Annotated in this window: 19 protein-coding genes; 11 read left to right on the top strand and 8 right to left on the bottom strand. The window is 54.8% G+C overall.

The annotated features are described in order from the left end of the window. Positions 1–110 precede the first annotated feature (110 nt). Positions 111–479, top strand: a complete 369-nt coding sequence (locus KRAC_RS68000; protein ID WP_007920242.1) for a GIY-YIG nuclease family protein — start codon at positions 111–113, stop codon at positions 477–479. On the opposite strand, the gene KRAC_RS49415 is transcribed toward KRAC_RS68000, so the two are convergent. Continuing rightward, entirely contained in the window at positions 387–3251 is a 2865-nt protein-coding gene (locus KRAC_RS49415) for a DUF4012 domain-containing protein (protein ID WP_007920240.1), read from the bottom strand. The two genes, KRAC_RS68000 and KRAC_RS49415, sit on opposite strands and share 93 nt — an antisense overlap. 237 nt (positions 3252–3488) lie before the next feature. Then, positions 3489–4757: a kynureninase gene (gene kynU / locus KRAC_RS49405; RefSeq protein ID WP_007920237.1), complete on the bottom strand. Its 1269-nt coding sequence runs from the start codon at positions 4755–4757 to the stop codon at positions 3489–3491. A gap of 372 nt (positions 4758–5129) precedes the next feature. Here kynU and KRAC_RS49400 point away from each other — a divergent pair, with 372 nt between their 5' ends. The 5 genes from KRAC_RS49400 (at position 5130) to KRAC_RS49380 (ending at position 9167) form a co-directional block, all read left to right on the top strand. Continuing rightward, on the top strand, positions 5130–5882 hold the full coding sequence (locus KRAC_RS49400; RefSeq protein ID WP_007920236.1) for a glycosyltransferase family 2 protein: 753 nt from the start codon (positions 5130–5132) through the stop codon (positions 5880–5882). 293 nt (positions 5883–6175) lie between these two features. Continuing rightward, the gene (locus tag KRAC_RS49395) at positions 6176–7135 is read left to right on the top strand and encodes a S1C family serine protease (RefSeq protein WP_007920235.1); all 960 of its coding nucleotides are present in this window, start codon (positions 6176–6178) and stop codon (positions 7133–7135) included. Between the two features lie 37 nt (positions 7136–7172). Beyond that, positions 7173–7640 carry a hypothetical protein gene (locus KRAC_RS72950; protein ID WP_007920234.1) on the top strand — a complete coding sequence of 156 codons (468 nt, stop codon included), beginning with the start codon at positions 7173–7175 and terminating at the stop codon, positions 7638–7640. Continuing rightward, complete coding sequence (locus KRAC_RS49385) at positions 7621–8574, top strand: FAD:protein FMN transferase (RefSeq protein ID WP_052569256.1); 954 nt, start codon at positions 7621–7623, stop codon at positions 8572–8574. Before KRAC_RS72950 ends, KRAC_RS49385 begins: the two co-directional genes overlap by 20 nt. Further along, positions 8571–9167 (top strand): ferric reductase-like transmembrane domain-containing protein, encoded by a 597-nt coding sequence (locus KRAC_RS49380; protein WP_007920231.1) that lies wholly within the window; start codon positions 8571–8573, stop codon positions 9165–9167. Before KRAC_RS49385 ends, KRAC_RS49380 begins: the two co-directional genes overlap by 4 nt. 60 nt (positions 9168–9227) lie before the next feature. On the opposite strand, the gene KRAC_RS49375 is transcribed toward KRAC_RS49380, so the two are convergent. Continuing rightward, positions 9228–10181, bottom strand: a complete 954-nt coding sequence (locus KRAC_RS49375) for a glycoside hydrolase family 43 protein (protein ID WP_007920230.1) — start codon at positions 10179–10181, stop codon at positions 9228–9230. A 166-nt stretch (positions 10182–10347) separates the two neighbouring features. On the opposite strand from KRAC_RS49375, the gene KRAC_RS49370 reads away from it, so the two are divergent. Continuing rightward, entirely contained in the window at positions 10348–12825 is a 2478-nt protein-coding gene (locus KRAC_RS49370; RefSeq protein ID WP_007920229.1) for a beta-glucosidase, read from the top strand. A gap of 174 nt (positions 12826–12999) precedes the next feature. On the opposite strand, the gene KRAC_RS49365 is transcribed toward KRAC_RS49370, so the two are convergent. After that, positions 13000–13710, bottom strand: a complete 711-nt coding sequence (locus tag KRAC_RS49365) for a DUF6022 family protein (protein WP_007920228.1) — start codon at positions 13708–13710, stop codon at positions 13000–13002. Between the two features lie 389 nt (positions 13711–14099). After that, positions 14100–15149 carry a M42 family metallopeptidase gene (locus KRAC_RS49360; RefSeq protein ID WP_007920227.1) on the bottom strand — a complete coding sequence of 350 codons (1050 nt, stop codon included), beginning with the start codon at positions 15147–15149 and terminating at the stop codon, positions 14100–14102. A gap of 381 nt (positions 15150–15530) precedes the next feature. Between KRAC_RS49360 and KRAC_RS49355 the strand changes: the two genes are divergently transcribed. Next, positions 15531–16343, top strand: a complete 813-nt coding sequence (locus KRAC_RS49355; RefSeq protein WP_007920226.1) for a fumarylacetoacetate hydrolase family protein — start codon at positions 15531–15533, stop codon at positions 16341–16343. A gap of 51 nt (positions 16344–16394) precedes the next feature. On the opposite strand, the gene KRAC_RS49350 is transcribed toward KRAC_RS49355, so the two are convergent. After that, positions 16395–16682: a DUF427 domain-containing protein gene (locus KRAC_RS49350; RefSeq protein WP_007920224.1), complete on the bottom strand. Its 288-nt coding sequence runs from the start codon at positions 16680–16682 to the stop codon at positions 16395–16397. Between the two features lie 90 nt (positions 16683–16772). Then, positions 16773–17978, bottom strand: coding sequence for a cytochrome P450 (locus KRAC_RS49345; protein ID WP_007920222.1), 1206 nt, complete (start codon positions 17976–17978; stop codon positions 16773–16775). Between the two features lie 226 nt (positions 17979–18204). On the opposite strand from KRAC_RS49345, the gene KRAC_RS49340 reads away from it, so the two are divergent. The 3 genes from KRAC_RS49340 to KRAC_RS77420 are packed head-to-tail and all read left to right on the top strand — an operon-like array spanning position 18205 to position 20081. Continuing rightward, positions 18205–18795 (top strand): IS607 family transposase, encoded by a 591-nt coding sequence (locus KRAC_RS49340; RefSeq protein WP_007916053.1) that lies wholly within the window; start codon positions 18205–18207, stop codon positions 18793–18795. Then, positions 18782–19420 (top strand): hypothetical protein, encoded by a 639-nt coding sequence (locus KRAC_RS77425; RefSeq protein WP_244422543.1) that lies wholly within the window; start codon positions 18782–18784, stop codon positions 19418–19420. The genes KRAC_RS49340 and KRAC_RS77425 overlap by 14 nt, the downstream gene beginning before the upstream one ends. Then, positions 19413–20081 carry an IS200/IS605 family accessory protein TnpB-related protein gene (locus KRAC_RS77420; RefSeq protein WP_338010165.1) on the top strand — a complete coding sequence of 223 codons (669 nt, stop codon included), beginning with the start codon at positions 19413–19415 and terminating at the stop codon, positions 20079–20081. Before KRAC_RS77425 ends, KRAC_RS77420 begins: the two co-directional genes overlap by 8 nt. Before the next feature lie 90 nt (positions 20082–20171). On the opposite strand, the gene KRAC_RS49330 is transcribed toward KRAC_RS77420, so the two are convergent. After that, positions 20172–21491 carry an FAD-dependent oxidoreductase gene (locus tag KRAC_RS49330; protein WP_007920219.1) on the bottom strand — a complete coding sequence of 440 codons (1320 nt, stop codon included), beginning with the start codon at positions 21489–21491 and terminating at the stop codon, positions 20172–20174. Positions 21492–21631 lie beyond the last annotated feature (140 nt).

Below are 21631 nucleotides of genomic sequence, written 5' to 3'. Positions count from 1 at the left end.
AAAAGTATGGTAGGTGGTATGATGCAGGTTGGCAGCTTTGGTTGCCAACCTGCATCATACCACCTACCAGAGCGCCGTAGGCGCGAGAGTCTCATGAGATAGGATAAGGCATGCCAGAGATAGGCGACGATATCCAGCAAGACAAGGCGCACTATGTCTACATTCTTAAATGCGCGGACGATACGCTCTACACAGGCTATACCAATAACCTCCAGCGGCGGATCGCCACGCATAACGCCGGGAAAGGTGGGCACTACACGCGTGCGCATCGGCCCGTGACTCTCCTCGCCAGCTGGACGTTTCCAGGCAAAAGCGAGGCACTACGAGCTGAATATCAGATCAAGTGCCTCACGCGTCAGCAGAAGCTCCAACTGATCGCGCAAGCCTCAGGACATCCTCAGAGCGCATCCGCCGCCGGACTGCCCGGTCTGCAAGGTAAAGGTACGATCCTGCCCATCCATGGTTCCGGCGAAGTGTAAGTCGGAGGGCTTACTACCCGCACAGGCCTTCTGGGCCGACTTAACCGTCAGGTCCAATTGCGGATGCACGCTCGCCTGCGGCTGGAAGAGCAGGCTATAGGTATGGCTACTGGAGGGCACATACCACGAGAACGTCACCTTGATACTACAATTGGGCGGCACAACCACCCAGCCCCCAAACATAGCGCGCCCAGACGTATCGCTCTCTTGATTGGTTAGCTGACCAATGGCCGGGACCGGCAGATGGAGACCCGGGCCATAGTCGAGAAACGAAGTGGAGTCGGTATCAACGGGAGCCGTTGTGCAGACGAGAGTTCCATCGCCGTATACATCCTGTGCGCATGCCTGATAGCCCGCGCCATAGCCACAGTATCCACGCGAGGGATGCGCGTAACCGTAGCTCGCCTCAAAACCATAGCTCGAAATGAGTTGGCTGGAGGGTGGGGCATATATGCGTACATAATCGCGATAAGTACTCATGCCGTACACATCGCCCTTCTTTTGATAATTCAACGTCATCACAACCTGGTGAGTCGCCCCACCCGAGGCGTCGACACTAATAGAATCCTTTATCGATGTGTTGACATACTGCGACGCCTTGCTGGCACTAAGGTTAGACTGCACGATAGCCAGGCCATCATGCTGGGTAGAGCGATCCAGCGAAGGGATTGAGCCATATTTGGTGATCAGGGCATTAACTTTGGGATTGGTGAAGTAGATTTGCAGATCCCTGGTTTTCGTCGCGAGAAACATCTCATTCACCAGAGACAGCACCTTATCATATGGCAGGTGCTGAGCCGTATCCATCAGAGTTTTGGTCACCTGCTGGGTAAAGAGTTTGCGTGCTGCCTGTGGATCGTTGACGTGTTCAATCAGTTCTTCGCGGCGAATTCCCGTGTTATCCAGTTGATAGTAGTGTAGCCGCTCCTCAAGATTCTGCTCGGTAATTGTCTCGTTATAGGCCGCGATATGGATAGGGCCGGTTACATGCAAGACATGCGCGATCAGGGCAGGCGTAAAGATAATAACGCCATCAAGCTTTTTCTCGAACTCGTAATTGTAACGGTCCATAATCAGGCGCGCCGATGTCGGAAAGTCGGCGGAGAGGTTAGCATCGCGCATACCAAAGTTACCAACAGGCCACCAATTATAAGGATCTGGTGCCGTCTGGCCCTGCACCCTGCCATAAACGACGGGATCTGGCCGCGCAGCACCTTCACCTGTAATATCCTCTTCATATTGGGCAATATTCTTCAGCTTCAGCGGGGACATGTGTCCACCGTTGATTGAGAGCTCACCAAACTGGCCGGTAAAGCCTCCCGTGGCGCGCAGTTCCGCGCGGTCCATTGGTTCCACCAGAAAGGTGCGCGGGGAATCCGCGCCAAGCAACCAGCTAATCTCGCTCTTCATGCTCATCGCCTGGTTCAAACCGACTTCAGCCGTGGGCAGGAGCTTCAGGAGCGAGCCTACAAGATTGCTCTGTTTGCTGCTTAGCGGCAAGGTGTTGAGGGAGAGGCCTCGGGCCTGCATATTCATGGCATGGACATGCGGAATGATCAGGTTTATATCCGCAAATATTTCATCGACATTGTTCGATGTAAGATACGGCTTTAAGGGGGCAGTACTCTCCTCGGTATTCTTACTCCCACTATTAAGGGGATTATTGAAGGCTTGTGAGAGTGTGGGAGCCATTTTGATGGCGGATTGAAGCGCTATCTGGCCAATCTCGGTAGCGTCGACCCCAATATGCGCCAGGGAACGGGCGGTCCCCACCTGGGCAGGCACTATGTTAGCCAGCATGGCCACATTTCCATCCTGGTCCAGCTCATCCCGCAGCCTTACCAGGTCGCTATGTGCCGCGTCGATCTCTACCTGGACCTGGCGGAGCTTTTTCACATCGAAGTAACGCGCCAGGTTGCCATGGCTATTCCCTCCGCCACTAAAGACGTTTTGGGCCGCCTCCAGATGTTTAATGGCACTATCGGCCTGGCTATACAGGGCAAAGGCGTTCACACTCTCAAGCACAATAAACACTGAGGGTAAGAGTAAGAGCGCAAGCATGGCCAGGATCACGATTTTGGCGCGCGTTGATAGGTTAGAGTATTTCCTGCGTGTTTTGACAAACACATTGGGGTGCGGCGCATTTGCGGCCGCAGGCGGCCGCTGCATATTGTTCAGATTGCCACTCTGTCCAGCCAGGGCCTGGGGACGTGGCGTAACGGGCGGTTGGGCCGGGCCTGGTCCGTAACCTATCCCTGACTGTGAGACAGGAGATGGCGCAGGGATGGGATTATACCCTCCCATCCCTGACTGTGAGACAGGAGATGGCGCAGGGATGGGATTATACCCTCCCATCCCTGACTGTGAGACAGGAGATGGCGCAGGGATGGGATTATACCCTCCCATCCCTGACTGTGAGACAGGAGATGGCGCAGGGATGGGATTATACCCTCCCATCCCTGACTGTGAGGCAGGAGCTACCCCTCCTGGAGGTGCAGGAAAAGGGTTATATCCTCCGATCCCTGCCTGCGAGACTGGATTCTGCTGATATAATACTCCACTTGCAGGTTGAACAGCCGGAGCTTGCATCGTTGGTCGATCCGCCAGGTCACCAGAAGAGGGATGCGAAGGTGTTTCAGTTGGAATGGCTGGAACTGGTTGGGTACCAATTTCGCTGCTGTCCTCATGAGCAAGGGCACCTGTATGTTTGCTTGCCTCATTGCCAGGAATAGGCGAACGGAAGAGCTTGTTTGTACCTGGCGGTTTAGACATAAAAAGCCTCCAAATAAGCAGAACATGTATATAGAGAAATAGAAATGTTTAATGCAAATGTTTATCTTGAGCTAAAATATATTGCTCTCTATTTAGTTTTATCGTTTGAAGATGAGATAAGCATCTTTTTTAGCCTAATTGGCTATGCTTTCGCGCCTGCGGCGCTCAGAGATTAATTGTGTGTTAGATGGTGGTTGGGCGCATGCGCCCAACCACCATCTAACACACAATATTTGTTTAGGTGACGATTGGGACTTCGTGTGGGTATTGCTCGTAGAGCTTGTCTGCTACGACCTGGTGGAGGCGTGTGACGGTTGTATGGATGTCGCTAAAGGAGGTGTAGAGAGGGGCCAGGCCCAGGCGGATATTGTCGGGCGCGCGGAAGTCGGGTAGCACCTGCATGTCGTTGATGAGCGCCATATCGATGCGCAGGCCTTCCTGGTGGCCAAGTGAGATATGTGAGCCACGCTTCCGGACGTCTCGGGGTGAGTTGAGGACAAAACCCTCTGGCTTGAGCACGGCTTCCCATAGTTGTATCAAATACTCGCTTTGTTGCTCAGACTTGGCGCGTAGGGCGTCTAGGCCAGCCTCTAGCAGCACATCAACGCCCGGCTCGATCAGTGAGAGCGAGAGAATGGGGGGCGTCCCCGTTAAAAACTGGCGTAGGCCCATGGCGGGTTTGTAGTCCAGGGCAAAATTAAACAGGTCTCTCTGGCCCATCCAGCCAGAGATGGGGTTGCCGAGGCGCTCCTGTAGCTCGCGACGAATGTAGAGGAAAGCGGGAGCGCCCGGGCCTCCATTCAAATACTTATAGGTGCAACCGATTGCCAGGTCGACCTGGGCAGCGTTCAGGTCAACCGGGACCGCGCCCACGGAGTGACTCAAGTCCCAAAGTACCAGCGAACCTACACTATGAGCGGCCCGGGTTAGCTCAGCCATGTCGTAAAGATAGCCGCTCTTGAAGACCGTGTGCGACAATGTCAGCAGGGCGACCTGCTCATCAAGGGATGCCTGGATCTCGGCGGCGGGACCATGGATGCCATCAGGCGAAGAAATGATATCGAGGCGATGCCCCTTCTCCAGAAGCTCAATGGCCCCCTGGAGTACATAGAGGTCCGAGGGAAAGTTTAAATCATCCGTCACCAACCGTGTGCGTCCCCGTTGCGCCCGCAGAGCAGCTACCACCAGCTTAAAGAGATTGACCGAGGTGGAGTCCGCCACAATGACTTCGTCTGGTTGTGCTCCGATCAGGCGAGCGATCTTCGCGCCAATACGCTCTGGCGCCGTGAACCAGCCTTCATTCCAACCCCGAATCAAGCGCGTCCCCCATTGTGTCTCGATAAGCTCCCGAGCATAGGTCTGTGTGGCTTTGGGGAGACGTCCCAGAGAGTTGCCATCCATATAAATAAGCTCAGGGTCAGGAACGACAAAGCGCTCCCGGAAATGAGCCAGCCGATCTTGCGCATCAAGCATCGAGGCGTAATCGGCACTTAGCGGTATAGCCATCGTTGGTATTCCTTTTTTCAGTACAGGTTTGCTTTCTCCACACTATATCACGTCCAGTTTGCCAATCGTGCAAGCCTACAAGCAAGGCTTTCGCGCTTGCCTCGGCTCACTACGCGAGTACTCGGGGGGTTAAGCCCTTACTTCAGCTCACTACACTTGTCCTCCGGGTAAAGGGGTGTTGGGCGTGGGAAACGGGCAAAGCCCGTTTCCCACGCCCAACACCCCTTTACCCCTGAGCGCCGTAGGCGCAAAGGCAATCCTGTGCATGAGATATCTCTCATCTTCTTCCAATAGAACTCACATAAAACCTTGCTACTCTAATATACAGAAGATCCACTGAGAACGAACTGAGATGAAAGGAAATAGCCAGAAGTGATAAAGAAACATAGCCTCTCGGTCATTCTGCCAGCCTATAACGAAGAGCAGGTTATTGGTAATACTATCCTGGACGTCTGGCGCGTTCTGCAACAATGGCGGCTGGATGCAGAGATTATTGTGGTGAATGATGGTAGCGCGGATCAGACTGGCGCCATCGTTGCAGAGCTTGCCAGGGACCTGCCCCAGCTTCGCCTGGTCACCCATCCAACCAATCAAGGCTATGGAGCCGCCCTGGTCAGTGGCTTTCAGGCCGCGACAAAGGAATTGACCTTTTTTATGGACTCCGATGGACAATTTGATATTCGCGAGCTACAGCAATTCTTCGGTGCCATTGAGCGGTATGACGCGGTCATCGGCTATCGCCTGGAGCGCCAGGACTCGGCGATGCGTCGCCTCAATGCCTGGGGCTGGAAATGCCTCATTGGCTGGTTTCTTGACATCCATGTCCGAGATATCGATTGCGCCTTTAAACTCTTACACACCGAGTTCCTGCATACACATCCCTTAGAGACCCGGGGCGCCATGATCAACGCAGAACTCCTCTACAAGTTGAAGCAAGCGGGATACAGCTATCATGAGATTGGCGTGCTCCACCTGCCCCGACGCGGCGGACAAGCCACAGGCGCCAAACTCAGTGTTATTCTGCGCGCCTTCCGCGAACTCATCATCTACACACGCAAGTGGCGCCAGGAGGAGCAGGTACTTGCAAGCAGCCAAACAGAACTGCCACTCACGCACCAGGCTTAGCCGGAGAAGTCCATGCCAGCATGGACCCTACAATTAACGAGGATGTTCCTGACGCAATTGCGCTGTCCAGTAATACAAATAAAACACCTATACAAGTTGTCCTTGCGAGGAGAAAGAGTACACTAAAGATATGATAAAGCCTAAAAATTATTATCGCCCTTCCTTCTCGAAAGGGCATATGAAATTTCTCTCATACACTTACAATGTTTTTCTCATAGAAAAAGACTACACTGACCAATAATAACGTCGAACGAATAGTGCCAGTATTAGTCAAAGAGCAGGAGACTAGAAATATGCCACCGCGAGAAGAGTATATACACTATGAGGATGTTACCCCTATTCATACCATTCCTTCAACACCATTTATAACATCAAATACAGATACTGATAAACAACTAGTACCGGATCAGTTCCAGCATAACCAGTCTCAGATGCCTGGATATCCTATGGAGTCGGAGCAGAAGAGGAGGCCGGAGACACGTCAAAAAAAAGCTGGCGGCGTCATCCTCCTCGTGCTTGTACTCCTGCTTGTCTTCGGTGTGGGTCTCTTCGCGGGCTGGCAATTTGTTCACACACCTGCGCAAAGCACCGCGCCCACGACCAGTTCAGCAGCCACGTCATCCAGCACAACTTCAAGTACTACACAGGCGGAGAGCGTTATTAGCAGTGTTGAGCCAGCGGTCGTCGAATTAAAGGTAACAACCTCTCAAGGCGAGCAACTTGGCTCAGGCATCGTCTTTGACGCGCAAGGCGATATCGTCACCAATAATCATGTTATCGATGGCGGGCAGCAGATTGAGGCAGTCCTGAGCAATGGCTCGACAGAACAGGCACAGTTAATCGGAACCGACGCCTCGCATGATCTGGCAGTCGTGCGCATCACGCCCTTTGCGCATATGACCATCGCTCAGTTCGGCGACTCTACAAAACTCAAAGTTGGACAGGATGTTATCGCCATAGGCAATCCCTTAGGGCTTGCAGAAACGGCCTCGCAAGGCATTGTAAGCGCCTTGAACCGCAGCGTCTCCGAATCCGCCGGAGTGACCATCTCTCAGGCCATTCAGACCGATGCGGCCTTAAATCCTGGCAATAGCGGAGGCGCCCTTGTAGATATGCAGGGAAAAGTCATCGGCATCCCTACAGTAGCGGCCATCAACACGGAATCAAATACAACCGCTAACGGCATCAGCTACGCCATTCCCGCCAGCGTCGTGCAAAGCGCCATCCACCAGATTCTTCAGCAGACTGCATAGTCTGAAAGGTATAGCAAACAAGAAAGTAGCCTCTCTCATGGAAACACAACCATTTAACTTTGATAAAACAAAAGCAGTTCGCCCCCAGGCAAAAGCTCCGGCCTCGCCTGCTAAACCAATGCTCAAGGCGCGGGCGTTGTCTCTGGCAAATACTTTTAAACGAGGAACGGCCCTGACCTCACTTGCCACCTTTGGTATCGTTGGTGCCCTGATCGCCTATCCTCAGTTCCAGACAGTGGCTAAGCCAACGCATTCGTCATCGACTGTCAAACACATGACACCCGCCACATCTACATCTCAGAAGAGCAACAGTTTTTTCCAGCAGCAGGAAGGAAATAATCTTGGATCGCAAGATGCCTTACAGGGAACCAGTACAACTACCCCAACGGCCACCAGCGCGCCAGCCTATACCCAGGGAGGCTCAAACTACACACCACCAGCAGTCGTCAATAACACGCCCAGCTATAGCCCCCAAGGTCCCGTCAGTGGCTCCCGCGCCTCCTGACTATCGAGATCCTCTGGGCATGGGACGCCGTGAGTTCAAGGCGATGGGAACCACCATCTCCCTCCTACTGCCTATAGAGCAGGCAGAGGCGGGAGAACAACTGGTACGCGCCCTCTTCAACGTCTGGGAAAGCACGCTAAGCCGTTTCCTGCCCGAGAGCGAGCTTTCCCAACTGAACCGGCAGCCAGGGGTACCTACCATTGTCAGCGAGCTGCTCTTAAACACGCTGGAGACAGCTCTGACAGCGGCCCATGCGACAGAGGGAATCTATGATCCAACCTTGCTGGAACAGCTAATACACCTGGGATATGATCGCACCTTTGAGGCTATCGCGCCTCGGCAGGATAAACCTGAGATAGGAGGAATCCCGGGAGGATACTGGCGAGCGATCCAGGTCGACCGGGCCGCGCGGCGTGTCACCCTGCCCCTGGGTTGTAAGTTGGATTTTGGCGGGATCGCCAAAGGCATGGCGGTTGATGCCGCGCTACATCTTCTCCAGAGAGAGGGCATCTCCTGCGCTTTGGTGAATGCAGGCGGCGACCTGGCGGTGCTGGGACTACCTCCTGGGGAGGGCCAGTGGCCGATTGCCATTCCTGGGCGCGAAGAGTCCTGGACCATTCCTCTGCGGGCAGGCGCCCTTGCCACCTCGGGCATCGCGCGCCGTCACTGGCAGAAAGGCCAGACACGCTATCATCATCTGCTCGATCCACACACGGGTCTACCCGCCTGGAACGATCTCTGGTCGGTAACCGTCGCAGCCGACCGTTGCGAGCAGGCCGAGATCGCGGCCAAAGTCGCCTTTATTCTTGGGTTTGAGCAAGGTGCAGCCTTCCTGCGCGCTCATCGTATCGCGGGCCTATTCGTGCGCGAGGATGGGACATGGGAGGCCATTGAGCCATGGCCCATAGCACTTATGAAGAGTGAGGAACAATGAGCGTCATCTGGCAAGACATTACCTGGGACATCGCTCGGGCCGGAGGCTTTACCTCCTATATACTGCTCACGCTGGCAGTGTTTGTGGGACTCGCGCTCTCTACACAGGTACAGTCGCGCATCCACTGGCCACGCTTGATCAATAGCGAACTACATAACTTTCTCACGTTACTCAGCACAACCTTCCTGGGCATTCATATTGCGGCCGTGTGGGTCGATCCCTTTACCCACTTCGGCTGGCGCGAGATCATACTTCCGTTTGCCAGTCATTATCGCCCACTCTGGATGGCCCTGGGCATCATTGGCCTGTATCTTGGCCTGGCGATTGGCCTGAGCACCTTGCTCCGCCCACGCATCGGTTATAAATGGTGGAAGCGCCTGCATGTCCTCACCCTGGCCATCTTCGTGCTCGCGGGCATCCATGGTATCATGACCGGTAGCGACACGCACGCCACCTGGGCTATGGGCATCTATGTTGCCAGCTTTCTCCTGGTAGCTCCCCTCCTCTATCGCCGCATCTTTGCGGGAAAGAAAAAGAGGTCAGGGCGCATAGTGAAAAGGCCCGACGCTGCTAAAGCACGCATCTACATATAATAGCGCGATTGTGCCTCGTACCATGATATATAGACGCGTGCTTTAGCAGCGTCGGGCTATCTAAAGATCAATCGAGGGGCCAGCGCAGCGAGGACCTTCAAGGGTCCACAGCAGGCGATCAATGCACATCTGGCGTACCTGCATCTGCGCATCCCAGGCGTGATACACAATATACTCCGTCTGTCCATCAGGACCTGGCACAATTGAGTGATGCCCAGGGCCACGCACCTTTCCTGGCACACTACGCAGCACACGCGCCTCGCTGCCCTCGCCCGTATAGGGACCGCGCACGCTGCTGCTGATAGCGTAATCTACTCCGTAGTTCTCGGTCATAAAGCTGGAGCCGCTATAGAAGCAGTAGTAGCGGCCAGCATGCTTGCGTACACTGGGACCCTCCAGGGTGTGCCAATCGGCAATGATACCATAGTGGGGCATGGAGCGCTGAGCCTCGAAGAGCGTCCAGTCATGGCGTGCACGCAAGACGGTTGTCTCCTCGCCAGCCAGGCGCGTCATCGTCGCTAAACGATCCACGACCAGCGCGGTCCCCTGGTGGTAGCCATGCTCGGTATCGAGAAAGTCGCGAGCATAGAAGAGATACCACTGGCCGTCGTCGTCACAAAAGGGATGAGCATCAATACAGAAGGGTTGGGTGCGCGGATCGACCAGAGGCATACCTGTATCCTGGTATGGTCCCACAGGAGTCTCGCTCGTCGCCACGCGCAATTGATGGCGCAACCCCTTGCCAATTGAGTAATAAAGGTAGAACTTCCCCCCATCATAGGCAACCTCTGGTGCCCAGAAGTCGTCGCCATGCTCGGCTGGAGGCGGTATCAGCGCGCCTCCACAGGCCTGCCAGTGCACGAGGTCATTCGAGCGCAGGACCGGAAAAATATTGCCGTTCGCCTCGCGTTTCTGACCACCAGTGCCAAAGGCATAATACTGGCCCTCCCACTTCAATACGAAGGGATCTGGCATATCTCCCTGCCAGACAGGATTGGTATAGTGTATATCCACAAATAGTATCCTCTAAAATTTTCTTCTATCGCATAATTGTAGCATACATCGAGTGTGGCTTTTGAGGGGCTTTACAACCTTCCTCATATCACGTACCACCTACATACCCGCGCCAAAACGCGATACAATATACAAGTATCTATATATTATCGAAAGGGATAAAAATATGTCTGAGACCACAGAGAACCTGCTTCAGCAAATGACGCTCCAGGAGAAGGTCGCCATGCTCGCTGGCGCCGATATGTGGCATACCATTGTCAATGATCGACTGAGCATCCCCGCGTTAAAAGTGAGCGATGGTCCTAACGGCGCCCGGGGTGGCGCCATGCAGGGAGGCGTCACCGCCGCCTGCTTCCCTTGCGGGGCCAATCTCGCGGCGACCTGGGATACCGCGCTGATCGAACGCGTTGGGCGGGCGCTGGCCCAGGAGACAAAGAGCAAGGGGGCACGCGTCCTGCTGGCTCCCACGGTAAATATCCACCGCACTCCCATTGGCGGACGTAATTTTGAGAGCTTCTCCGAGGACCCTTACCTCACAGCCAGAATGGCGGTGGCCTACATTCGCGGCATCCAGAGCCAGGGCGTCGGCGCGACCGTCAAACACTATGCCGGTAACGAGTCAGAGTTCGAGCGCTACAGCATCAGCACCGAGGTTGATGAGCGCACGCTACGCGAGATCTATCTCCCTCCCTTTGAGGCCGCCGTTCGCGAGGCCAACACCTGGGCCATCATGGCCTCCTACAACCTCGTCAATGGCGTTGCGGCCAGCGAGCATCCAGAACTCCTGCAAAGCATCCTGCGCGATGAGTGGGGCTTTGATGGCGTAGTGATGTCCGATTGGTTTATGTCAGTCAAGAGCACCGCCGCCTCCGTGAACGCGGGCCTCGACCTGGAGATGCCAGGTCCTGGGTTGTGGCGCGGCGAGAAACTGCTCCAGGCCGTCAAGGATGGCGAAGTCACGGAAGAGACCATCGATAAGAGCATCCTCCGCCTCCTGAACTTGCTGGAGAAGGCCGGAAAGTTCGTGCAGCCCGAGGAGGAGCCAGAGCAGGCGATTGACCTGCCTGAGCACCGCGCCCTGATTCGCCAGGCCGCCGCCGAGGGCATGGTCCTGCTGAAGAATGAGCAGAATGTGCTGCCGCTCCAGCACGAGGCGCTACGCTCCATCGCCATTATCGGGCCAAACGCCAAGGAGGCCCAGATCATGGGTGGCGGCAGCGCCCAGGTCAATCCACACTACCGGGTCTCGCCCTTCGAAGGCGTCCTTACCAAACTGGGCGAGGGAACAGAGGTTGGCTATGAGCAGGGCTGCACCAGCCATAAGCTGCTCCCCCTCCTCGACCCTCAGCTTCTCGCCAATGAGGAGGGGGCAGAGCACGCCTTCTCTCTGGCATATTTCAACACCGCAACGCCGGAGGGCACACCTGTCCAGCAAGAGCAGCTTGAGGCAAGCGAGCGTATATGGTTTGGTCCACTCCCCGAGGGCATCGATCCCCAGCGGTTCGCAGCACGTGCTACGGGTCGCTTCGTGCCCCAGACAACTGGTACCTACACCTTCAGTCTCGTCAGCGCGGGTCTGAGCCGCCTCTTCATTGATGGAGAGGAAGTCATAGATAACTGGACCAGCCCGACGCCTGGCGACAGCTACTTTGGCATGGGCAGCATCGAAGTCCGAAACCGTGTGGAGATGCAGGCGGGTCAGGCGTATGATCTCGTGCTTGAATTTAGCAAAAGCACGAACACCATGGCATCTGCCCTACGCCTGGGCTGTCTGCCCCCACTTCCAGAAGACATGGTTGGGCGAGCCGCTGCCCTGGCCGCTCAGGCCGACATCGCGCTAGTATTCGCGGGCTTAAATGGCGAGTGGGAGAGCGAGGGCTTTGACCGCACCGCTATGGAGCTGCCAGGCGAACAGAATGAGTTGATTGCGCGAGTCGCGGAGGCCAACCCCAATACCATCGTGGTGCTTAACGCGGGTACGCCCAACGCCATGCCCTGGTTAGAGAAGGTCGCGGCGGTCGTGCAGGCCTGGTATCCGGGCCAGGAATGTGGCAACGCCATCGCTGATGTCCTCTTTGGCGATGTGAATCCCTCGGGCAAGCTGGCACAGACCTTCCCCGTACGCCTGGAGGACACCCCTGCCTATATCAACTATCCCGGCGAGAACGGGAAAGTACATTATGGTGAGGGACTCTTCGTTGGTTATCGCTATTATGACAAAAAGAAGGTCACACCCCTCTTCCCATTTGGCTATGGCCTCTCTTACACCAGCTTCGCCTATGGGCCACTGAAGGCAAGCGCTGGGGCGATAGGCGCCAACGCCAGCCTCCAGGTCTCGCTGGACATCACCAATACAGGCAAGCGAGCCGGTAAAGAGATCGTGCAGCTCTATGTGCGCGATATCAAGGCGAGCCTGCACCGCCCCGAGAAAGAGCTCAAGGCCTTCGCCAAGGTCGCGCTCAACCCGGGCGAGACGCAGACTGTCACCCTGGAGATCGGACGCGAAGCCCTGGCCTACTTCGATGACAAAGCGCATCAATGGGTGGCCGAGGCTGGTACCTTCGAGGTTCTGGTTGGTGCATCCTCCCAGGATATCCGCGGCACCGCCACCTTCGAGCTAACCGAAACCAGCCGCTGGTTATAGGGAATCCCTATATCCCATAGCCCTCATGTGTCGAGTGCTGGCTCTGGGAGACGGTAGCCTATCACTTCTACCTCTGGGGCAAAGTAGATCTCTGGCAGCACATCCAAGAGTCTTCTTCCTAGAAGGATCGCTGCCAGGTCCTGCTCCCTGAGCATGTATGTGGGACTGTAGTACTTAGTTTCCTTTCGCGGGACGCTTGAAAAAGGCGATCAAGCGTTCCTGCCGGGGAACGATCGTGACGAGTTCCCAGCCGTTTTGTCCCCAAAGGGAAAGCGCTCTGTCAAGTAACGTTCCAGTGATCTCTGCACTCCTGGAATCTATATAATCAGCCAACCCGATCTCGATACTATACTCCCATTCAGATCGCTCTTGCCCAGGAGCCCATTTCCTTTGAAGCAACTCCGCCTGTTGCAGTCGTACAGAAGCATGAGAGAGCGCTTCGACAATCGCATCGGTCTCTGTCTCCTCTAATGTAAAGGTGGCAGGAGGAAGAGGAATGCGGAACTGCGTATGATCATGGAATACGCGTGTGATAATGGTGCCTAATGTTGTCCCTTGCACCGTTCTCACTACGGTCCAGTAACAGCGATCCCTTTCCTCTGGAGGTCCCCAATACTCGATCGAACTCGTGCTAAAATCGCCTGGATAGTTGGGATCACAGACAAATCCTGCTTGTTTGAGCTGCTCCTGGATAGGAAGGAAGAGCATTCTTGCAAACACCCCATAGGCACGTTCCCCGGCCTGGTCGAGAGTACGTAGCAATTCCTCCTGATGTTCCTGTAACAGAAGCGGACACTGTTCTTGAATATATTGCTTGATGTAACTTGCAAGCGTATGAATAGTAACCTCTCTCTTCTCTGAGAGAAACTTTTCTAAAGATATCATCGAAGTGATTCCTTTCATCTAGAGAAGTTGCTTTACAAGGGGGTGAAAAGCAACATGTTTCACGCCCTTTCCCTGAGGGGCGTTCAGTCATAAGGATCATAAAATGATCTTCACCCTTAAAGAGGGTTAAACGGTCCTTTTTGGGACAGCTTTTTGGAAAATTGATATTTAAACATGATTCATCCCGAATCTTGTAAGAGACGGAGCGCAATGCCAAGGGAAGAACGCCCTGGGAGAACAATGGTTGGGGAAAAAGCCAACTCTGGTTGGCTGAGGGCAATGCGTATAAAAGAGGTAAAACAGTAAAGATGTGCCTTTACTCAAAGGGGCACATGACACCCCTCTCACTCTTCATATGAAGAGTGAGAGGGGTGAAGAGTTCTATGCCTCTAGAGCGAATAGACGCCGTTGTGGGCATCTTCCAGATAACGGGACAGCAAGGTGATACTCGCTTCCAGATCGGCCTGGTGGATCATTTCGTTGACCGTATGGACGTAGCGGGTAGGCGTCGAGAGCGTGATGGTGGGTGAGCCTTCGCGTGTTCGCTGCATCGCTCCCGCATCTGTCCCGCCCCTTGGCAGCACCTCAAGCTGATGGGGAATATTGTGCCGCTTCGCCAAATCGCGGAAGTGCCGCACGAGCTTATGATTGGAGATATGCGACGAGTCGAAGACTTTGATGGCGGTGCCCTCGCCCAGTCGTGTCACCGCATCCTGATCAGCGCCACCAGGGATGTCTCCCGCCAGAGTAATATCCAGCGCTACGCTCACATCCGGTTGAACCTGATAGGCGGCAGTGGCTGCGCCACGCAGGCCCACCTCTTCCTGAACCGTGGCGACGGCGAAAATAGTCACCTCATGGTTCCGCAAAGCGCGCAAGGCTTCGAGCATCACAAAGAGGCTAGCGCGGTCATCCAGTGACTTGCTGACGACCATATCGCCAACGACTTCCAGCGTGCGATCCATCGTGATCATATCGCCCACTTCTACTTTTGCACGCACCTGTTCGTTTGGCAAGCCGAGATCAATAAAGAGATCATCGATTTTCACCGCTGCGGGTTTCTCACCGCCTAACAGGTGAATAGGCTTGCTCGATGGCATCAGGACTCCCCGTAAGGTCTGGCCCGCAAAGCCATGGACTAGGACACGCTGAGCAAAGAGCACGCGGGCATCAAAACCACCCACCGGCTGAATACGGATGAATCCCTGGTTATCAATATGCTTGACGATGAAGCCAATTTCATCCATATGTGCAGCCAGCATGACACGACGCTCACTTTTGCCTCGCTTCAAGGCGATGATGTTGCCCAGGCGATCAACGCTGACCTCGTCGGTAAGTGTGCGCAGTTCTTCCAGGATCAGGGCACGCACCTGGTCTTCACGTCCTGAAATACCAGGTGTTTCCGCGATTTTTTTCAGCAATTCAATATTGAGTGCCATTCTTACTCTCCTCTTACTTTTCAACTTAATGTATCTCTGTGCAGGATACAAGCGCGGTGTATGGGCTCTTCAAAGTCATACTCCTCTTCCACAGGTTTTACACCACCAGCGAAAGTTTGTCCAGTCCAACTGAAGATGTCGAGTTCCCTTCTTTCTCCCATGTCTATGTAAGTCTGACCCCACCACATGCACATCCCTTACCTTTTAAGGCTCGGTTATATGAGCAACCGTACGTTGCTTAAACTACATAATGTTGCTAAACTTAGCGTAGGAGTGGGGTAGGAAGTAGCGCACAAGCTCCAGCGCCTACTGCTACGCGTCATGAGAGAGACAACGGCCTAAACGTAAAGAACACGTATTTTGCAGAGAGGAGACGCAACTATGTATCTCACACGGCACCTTACACCCCAGGGTATACGCTGGGCCAGGGATGGTCATGTCATTATCGAGAGTTTTAGTCTTAGCTCCCTACTCGGTCTCTCGGCGAAGGATATGCTCGCTACTCTGGAGGGACTCTCCACTGGCGAAGACCTGAAGGAGCACCTGCTGGCACCAATCGAGACCGAGCAGGAGGTCTGGGCCAGTGGAGTCACCTATTTACGCAGTCGCGAGGCGCGCAAGCTTGAGTCTGAAGTAGGGGATGTCTATGAGAAAGTCTATGACGCCACACGACCCGAACTCTTCTTCAAAGCCCTGGGCTGGCGCGTCCAGGGCGAGCAGCAACCACTACGCATTCGCCGCGATAGTGACTGGAATGTGCCGGAGCCAGAACTGGTGCTGCTCCTCAATAGCCGGATGGAGATTGTCGGCTACTGCGCAGGCAACGACATGTCCTCGCGCAGCATCGAGGGCGAGAACCCCCTCTACCTGCCCCAGGCCAAGGTCTACAACGGCTCATGTGGGCTTGGACCCGGCATCTTGCTGGCGAGCGCTGATCAGATGCGCTCCCTACCCATCGCACTCTCCATTTATCGCGACGACACATTGATCTTTCACGATGAGGTGAGCACCGTACAGATGAAACGCACGCTTGAGGAGCTCGCTAGTTATCTGGGACAGGAGTTAGCCTTCCCTCGCGGTGCCTTTTTGATGACCGGGACTGGCATCGTGCCTCCCGACCAATTTTCGCTTCAACCTGGCGACCAGGTACACATCCAGGTTGGCTGCTTAGCCCTGCATAATCCAGTGGCATAGAGAAGAAGATTGCCGCCCTGAACATGCAGTCCAGGGCGGCGATACTCTTCTCTACTCTACCTCTACGGTAACACCACGCCAGAAGGCGACGTGATCCTTGATCTGCTTAGCCGCATCCTTGGGTGTGGGATAGTACCAGGCGGCATCCTTATTCGTCTTGCCATCTACCTCGACCGAGTAATAGCTGGCATCGCCCTTCCAGGGGCAGGTGGTATGCGTATCGCTCTCCTTCAAGTATTCACGCTTGACGGCATCGAGGGGAAAATACTGATTCCCTTCCACGACAACACATTTATCGCTCTCCGCCAGCATGACACCATTCCAGGTTGCCTTAACCATAAACTACTCTCTACACTTTCTAGCACGAGATCCGTGCGTAAACACATAGTCCCTTCTCATAGACGATGCAATGATAGGGGACAGGGTAATTCATGAAGCGACAAAGGTGATGGGTAGCGATTGAATGACAAAGACGACGCCTGAGCGCACCGTGATGGGGAAATCCGGCACGCGCTGGAGATTCTTCAACTGGGCCAGCATCATCGGGAGGGCGATTTTGGCCTCCAGGCGCGCCAGGGGTGCGCCGATGCAGAAGTGAATGCCGTGTCCAAAGCCAAGATGACGATTGGGCTCACGTTGAATATCAAAGCGATTGGGATCAGGAAATTGCTCTGGATCGCGGTTGGCTGAGGCCAGCCAGGGCAGGACAATGGAGTTCGCGGGGATACGCTGCCCACCAAGCTCCACCTCGGTCGTGGTACGGCGGAAGAGGAACCAGACCGGCGCGAGATAGCGCAGGACCTCTTCAATCGCCGCGGGCATCAGGGCTGGCTCCGCGATCAGGCGCTGCATCGCCTCGGGGTGCTCGGTAAAGCAGAGGATAGCGTTGGCGATCAGGTTCTTGGTCGTCTCCTGACCGGCCGCCAGCAAGAGCAGGCAGAAGTTCACCAGCTCATCCTCGCTCAGGTGCTCGCCATCGATCTCAGCCCTACTCAAGGAAGTAATTAAGTCTTCGCGCGGTGAACGCCTGCGCTCAGCCAGGAGCCCGGCGAAGTACTCATACATCTGCTGACCCATCGTCTGGCGAGCGCGCAGCGCCTCTTCACGCGAAGTCACCTGCTCGGTCGGCTCAGAGATGGCCCAGCGGCGAAAGATATCCCAGTCCTCGCGTGGCACACCCAGCATCTCCGCAATTACTTTAGCGGGGAGGGGAAAGGCGATATCCGAGACCACGTCCATCTTGCCCTGGGGCAGGGCCTCATCCAGGAGTTCCTGCGTAATCTGCGCTACCAGGCCATCCAAGCGCGACACCGCGCGGGGCGTAAAGGCCACGTTAACCAGGTTACGCAGCTTGCGGTGGTCGGGGGGATCTTTCGCCACAACTGTGTCACGCAGGAAGGAGTCCTCCGAGAAGCCTGGCACGGCCTCAGAAGAGAAGTGCTGATAATCGGTAACCACCTTCTGCACATCCGCGTAACGAAAGACCTGCCAGAGATGCGTCTGCTCATCCTGGTAGACAGGACTCGAGGTTCGCATCTGCTCAAACCACTCATAGCTCTGAAGGATTTCAGTGAGCGTATTTATACGAAAAGGGGCGAAGCCACGTGCTCCACGATGAGTTTGCGGTTGTTGCATATATTAACCTTTCTCAACGCTACTAGCAACATTTGCTCGTTTAATGATTCTGCTGTCATTCTATGACTATCCAGTTCAAATTGTAGGCAGTAACGTCAGCCTTTGTCAAAGTGAACAACATCAATGGAGTATTGACGCTGGAAACAGATAACGCCAGAAAAGGTATTGAAAACGATCATTGAAAACATAGCGAATCCTTGATAATCACTGAGGATCATGGTATGATATGAGCATGAAACTCAGTGACTACGCCAAACAACAAGGGGTACGCTATGAGACGGCCTGGCGCTGGTTCCGCGACGGAAAAATCCAGGGCAGGCGTGTCGGAGCGCACACCATTCTGATCGATGAACCGGCCAGGACCGCCAGCCCGGTAAAAGCCACAACGGTCGTCTATACCCGTGTTTCCTCAGCCGAGAACAAGGCCAATCTGGACAGTCAGGCGGAGCGGTTGGTGGCCTACTGTGCAGCTCGTGGCTACCAGGTGAGCAAGGTGGTCAAGGAAATTGGTTCGGGGGTCAACGACAATCGCCCCAAGTTCCTGGCATTGCTGGCCGATCCCAATGTGGGGCGGATTGTCATTGAACACAAAGACCGAGGGACGCGCTTTGGCTTTCGCTATATTGAGACGCTCCTCACCGCGTACGGGCGGGAAATCGAGGTGGTCAATCACGCGGAGAATGGCACCGAGGATTTGCTCTCCGATCTGACCAGCATCATGTACAGCTTTTGTGCCAGACTCTACGGGCAACGTCGGGCGAAGCGCAAGACCGAGCGGATTGTCCAGGAATTGGAGGCGGGGGATGCAACTGGTTGAGAAGCACATCATTGCGCAGACCGATCCGCGCTTTGCCTGTGTGGATGCCGCCTGTTTTGCCTCGAAGAATCTCTACAATGCCGCCCTCTATGAGGTGCGTCAAACCTTTTTTGCGACCAGCACCAGCCTCTCCTATCCCGCTCTGGATAAACGCATGCAAGAGCATGAGGCGTACAGGGCGTTGCCTGCCAAAGTGGCGCAACACGTCCTCAAGCAGGTCTGCACCGCCTGGTCAAGTTTCTGGGCGGGCAGGCTTGCGTATCGAGAGACCCCAGCGAAGTTTGTGGGGCGCCCTCAACTCCCGAAGTATTTGCCAAAGGCGAAAGGGCGGAATCTGCTCGTCTACACGATGCAAGCCGTGAGCCGGGGCAAACGAACCCTGGATCGAGGCATCATCCAGCCCTCGCAACTGGGTATTCAGGTGAAAACGAAGCAAAACCCTCAAACGCTCGCGCAGGTGCGTGTGGTTCCCAAAAACGGCTATGTGGTGGTAGAAGTCATCTATGAACACGAACCCACCGTCACGGCAGTTGATCCCGATCTGCTCGCTGGACTTGATCCTGGCATGGACAATCTGGCCACGTTAACGCGCAAACAAACCGGGCTTTGTCCCAGTCATTGTTAATGGGCGTGGCATCAAGTCCTGTAACCAGTATTATAATAAACAACGAGCAGTACTCCAGCAATCCCTCGGACGTCCTGGCCGAACTCGGCGCATCGAGCAACTGACGACGCGACGGAACCGGCGCATCGAGCAAGATCTGCACACGGCCAGCCGCTTCCTGATCGACCTGTTGGTCGCCGAAGGGATTGGCACGCTCATCATCGGCAAGAATCCGCTGCAAAAACAAGAGATTCGCCTGGGAAAACGCATGAATCAACATTTCGTGCAGATCCCGCACGCTCGCTTCATTCAGATGCTTCAGTATAAAGCGGAACTGGTCGGCATTCGCGTGATTCTCACCGAAGAGTCGTATACAAGCAAAGCCAGTTTGCTTGATCTCGATCCCCTACCCGTGTATCGCAAAGGCGAACAGGGAGACTACCAGTTTAGCGGCAAACGGGTCACACGGGGACTGTATCGAGCCGCCGATGGGCGAGTGATCCATGCCGATGTCAATGGCGCGGGAAATATTCTCCGAAAAGTAGCTCCTGGAGCTTTCGAGCGGAAGGGAGTAGAGGATGGGGAAAGCAGGGTCCATCTGCTGGTAGTCCATCTCGTGAGGGAGTCATTCCCTCACAAACCCGTTCACGTGAAAATCCTGGCCCCTGTCAGGATTCGCTAGTCGCGACGGAACTATTGCCCGAGGAAAGGAACTCAAAATGTGCCTGCTCACATCGTCTAAACGGTGCAAACAGGCACATTTTCTACCAGGTCAGTTATCGCCAAATCCCTTGAACGCCTGGCGCTTGAGCGCGGGAACAGCATTCATTACTCTGAATGTCGTCTTAGCGAGGGCCAGGGGCAACGGCTTCTCCAGGGCGGCTCCCTGTTCTAAAGCTTTGAGTGAGCTTCGCACGGCATCAAAACCGTAAACTAGCATTTCCGCCTCATAGTCATGCATCGCCTGCTCAAGTGAAAGCTCTCCACGCGACGTTGCGACTAGCTTCCTTCCCAAAAGGGACGCATCGCGTAAAGCTGTATTAGCGCCGATTCCACGAGCTGGAGTCATACTATGAATTGCGTCGCCTAGCAGCGTAACGCGCTTCGTCTGCCAGGGCGCTACTGGTACCGATGAAGAGATGCGGGTAAAGATGACTGTGGTGGCATCAGATTCTCGCACCAGCTTTTGAAATGCTGAATGCCAGTTCTGCTCCTGAAGCACATCACAGATCACTTGCTTAAGTTCTGTGCCATCCAGGGCCTGCGGATCACGATGCAAAGGAAATTTCACCTGGCGTGCAATTAAGCCCCAGCTGACAAAATCCTGCGTATCGCTCAGCAATAAGTCGGGATGCAGGCGAATCGCATCGCTGATTTCCTCAATCTCACCGGGCTTATGCTGAAACTGCTGCACGGCAATAAACATGCTAAAACCCTTTGGAGCGAGAACCGAGGCAGGACCACGAAACAGCCGGGACGGCAAGGCATGCCGGAGTTCATCAGACAAAATCGCCTTGCCTTGGATGGCACCATAGCCGGTATTCACGCGCTGAGCGGATGGCAGAAATTGTTTGCGCACACGTGAGTTTGCGCCATCCCCTCCAATCAAGACATCGCAGGTGGCAGAGGTTCCATCCTCGAAGTGGACAGTAACGCCGCCATCCGGCAGCTCCTCGTAGCGCTCAAAGGGCTTATCAAAATGGACGATATCCTCCAGGCCAGTCAGCAGGACCTGGCGCAAGGTAAAGCGGCTTACAGACTTATGGCTATCTACCGGGTCCGGTATAGTTCCCTCTTCCTGCGTCTCCAGAAAAAGTAGTTCTTTTGCCTGCTCGGTCAAAAAGTTGAAGCCACTGCCCGACTGACCACACGTCGCCAGGAAGATTTCATACAGACGCGCTGGCAAGCATTCGTGGAGCGCGCTGCTGCCGGCTGGATTGATATGAATGCGATATCCCTGAAGACGCGCAGTACGTGAGCGATCACGCTCATACACAGCCACATTGATGCCCGCCTGCTTCAGTTTCTGCGCCAGGCAGAGTCCACCAATACCCGCGCCAATAATAACAACATGCAAAGGATGCTTTTTCATGACAAATTCACTCCCATTTCACTTATGCCATGTGCGCATTATTGGCTTGGCTTCTCGTGCCTGCGGCGCTCGCTTTCTGAGAGGTAGTGTGGTACATCCTGGCAGCCTGCGGCTGCCAGGATGTACCACACTACCTCTCA

The sequence above is a fragment of the Ktedonobacter racemifer DSM 44963 genome (genome assembly GCF_000178855.1).
Lineage (GTDB): Bacteria > Chloroflexota > Ktedonobacteria > Ktedonobacterales > Ktedonobacteraceae > Ktedonobacter > Ktedonobacter racemifer.
The sequence above is the reverse complement of the archived record's forward strand: the minus strand, read 5'-3'. Positions and strand labels throughout refer to the sequence as shown.

Coding starts and splice junctions, on each gene's coding strand:
- kynU (WP_007920237.1), bottom strand. CDS start 4,757: ATGGCTATACCGCTAAGTGCCGATTACGCCTCGATGCTTGATGCGCAA.
- KRAC_RS49395 (WP_007920235.1), top strand. CDS start 6,176: ATGCCACCGCGAGAAGAGTATATACACTATGAGGATGTTACCCCTATT.
- KRAC_RS68000 (WP_007920242.1), top strand. CDS start 111: ATGCCAGAGATAGGCGACGATATCCAGCAAGACAAGGCGCACTATGTC.
- KRAC_RS49350 (WP_007920224.1), bottom strand. CDS start 16,682: ATGGTTAAGGCAACCTGGAATGGTGTCATGCTGGCGGAGAGCGATAAA.
- KRAC_RS49345 (WP_007920222.1), bottom strand. CDS start 17,978: ATGCAACAACCGCAAACTCATCGTGGAGCACGTGGCTTCGCCCCTTTT.
- KRAC_RS77425 (WP_244422543.1), top strand. CDS start 18,782: ATGCAACTGGTTGAGAAGCACATCATTGCGCAGACCGATCCGCGCTTT.
- KRAC_RS49380 (WP_007920231.1), top strand. CDS start 8,571: ATGAGCGTCATCTGGCAAGACATTACCTGGGACATCGCTCGGGCCGGA.
- KRAC_RS49365 (WP_007920228.1), bottom strand. CDS start 13,710: ATGATATCTTTAGAAAAGTTTCTCTCAGAGAAGAGAGAGGTTACTATT.
- KRAC_RS49370 (WP_007920229.1), top strand. CDS start 10,348: ATGTCTGAGACCACAGAGAACCTGCTTCAGCAAATGACGCTCCAGGAG.
- KRAC_RS49415 (WP_007920240.1), bottom strand. CDS start 3,251: ATGTCTAAACCGCCAGGTACAAACAAGCTCTTCCGTTCGCCTATTCCT.
- KRAC_RS49360 (WP_007920227.1), bottom strand. CDS start 15,149: ATGGCACTCAATATTGAATTGCTGAAAAAAATCGCGGAAACACCTGGT.
- KRAC_RS49330 (WP_007920219.1), bottom strand. CDS start 21,491: ATGAAAAAGCATCCTTTGCATGTTGTTATTATTGGCGCGGGTATTGGT.
- KRAC_RS49340 (WP_007916053.1), top strand. CDS start 18,205: ATGAGCATGAAACTCAGTGACTACGCCAAACAACAAGGGGTACGCTAT.
- KRAC_RS49355 (WP_007920226.1), top strand. CDS start 15,531: ATGTATCTCACACGGCACCTTACACCCCAGGGTATACGCTGGGCCAGG.
- KRAC_RS72950 (WP_007920234.1), top strand. CDS start 7,173: ATGGAAACACAACCATTTAACTTTGATAAAACAAAAGCAGTTCGCCCC.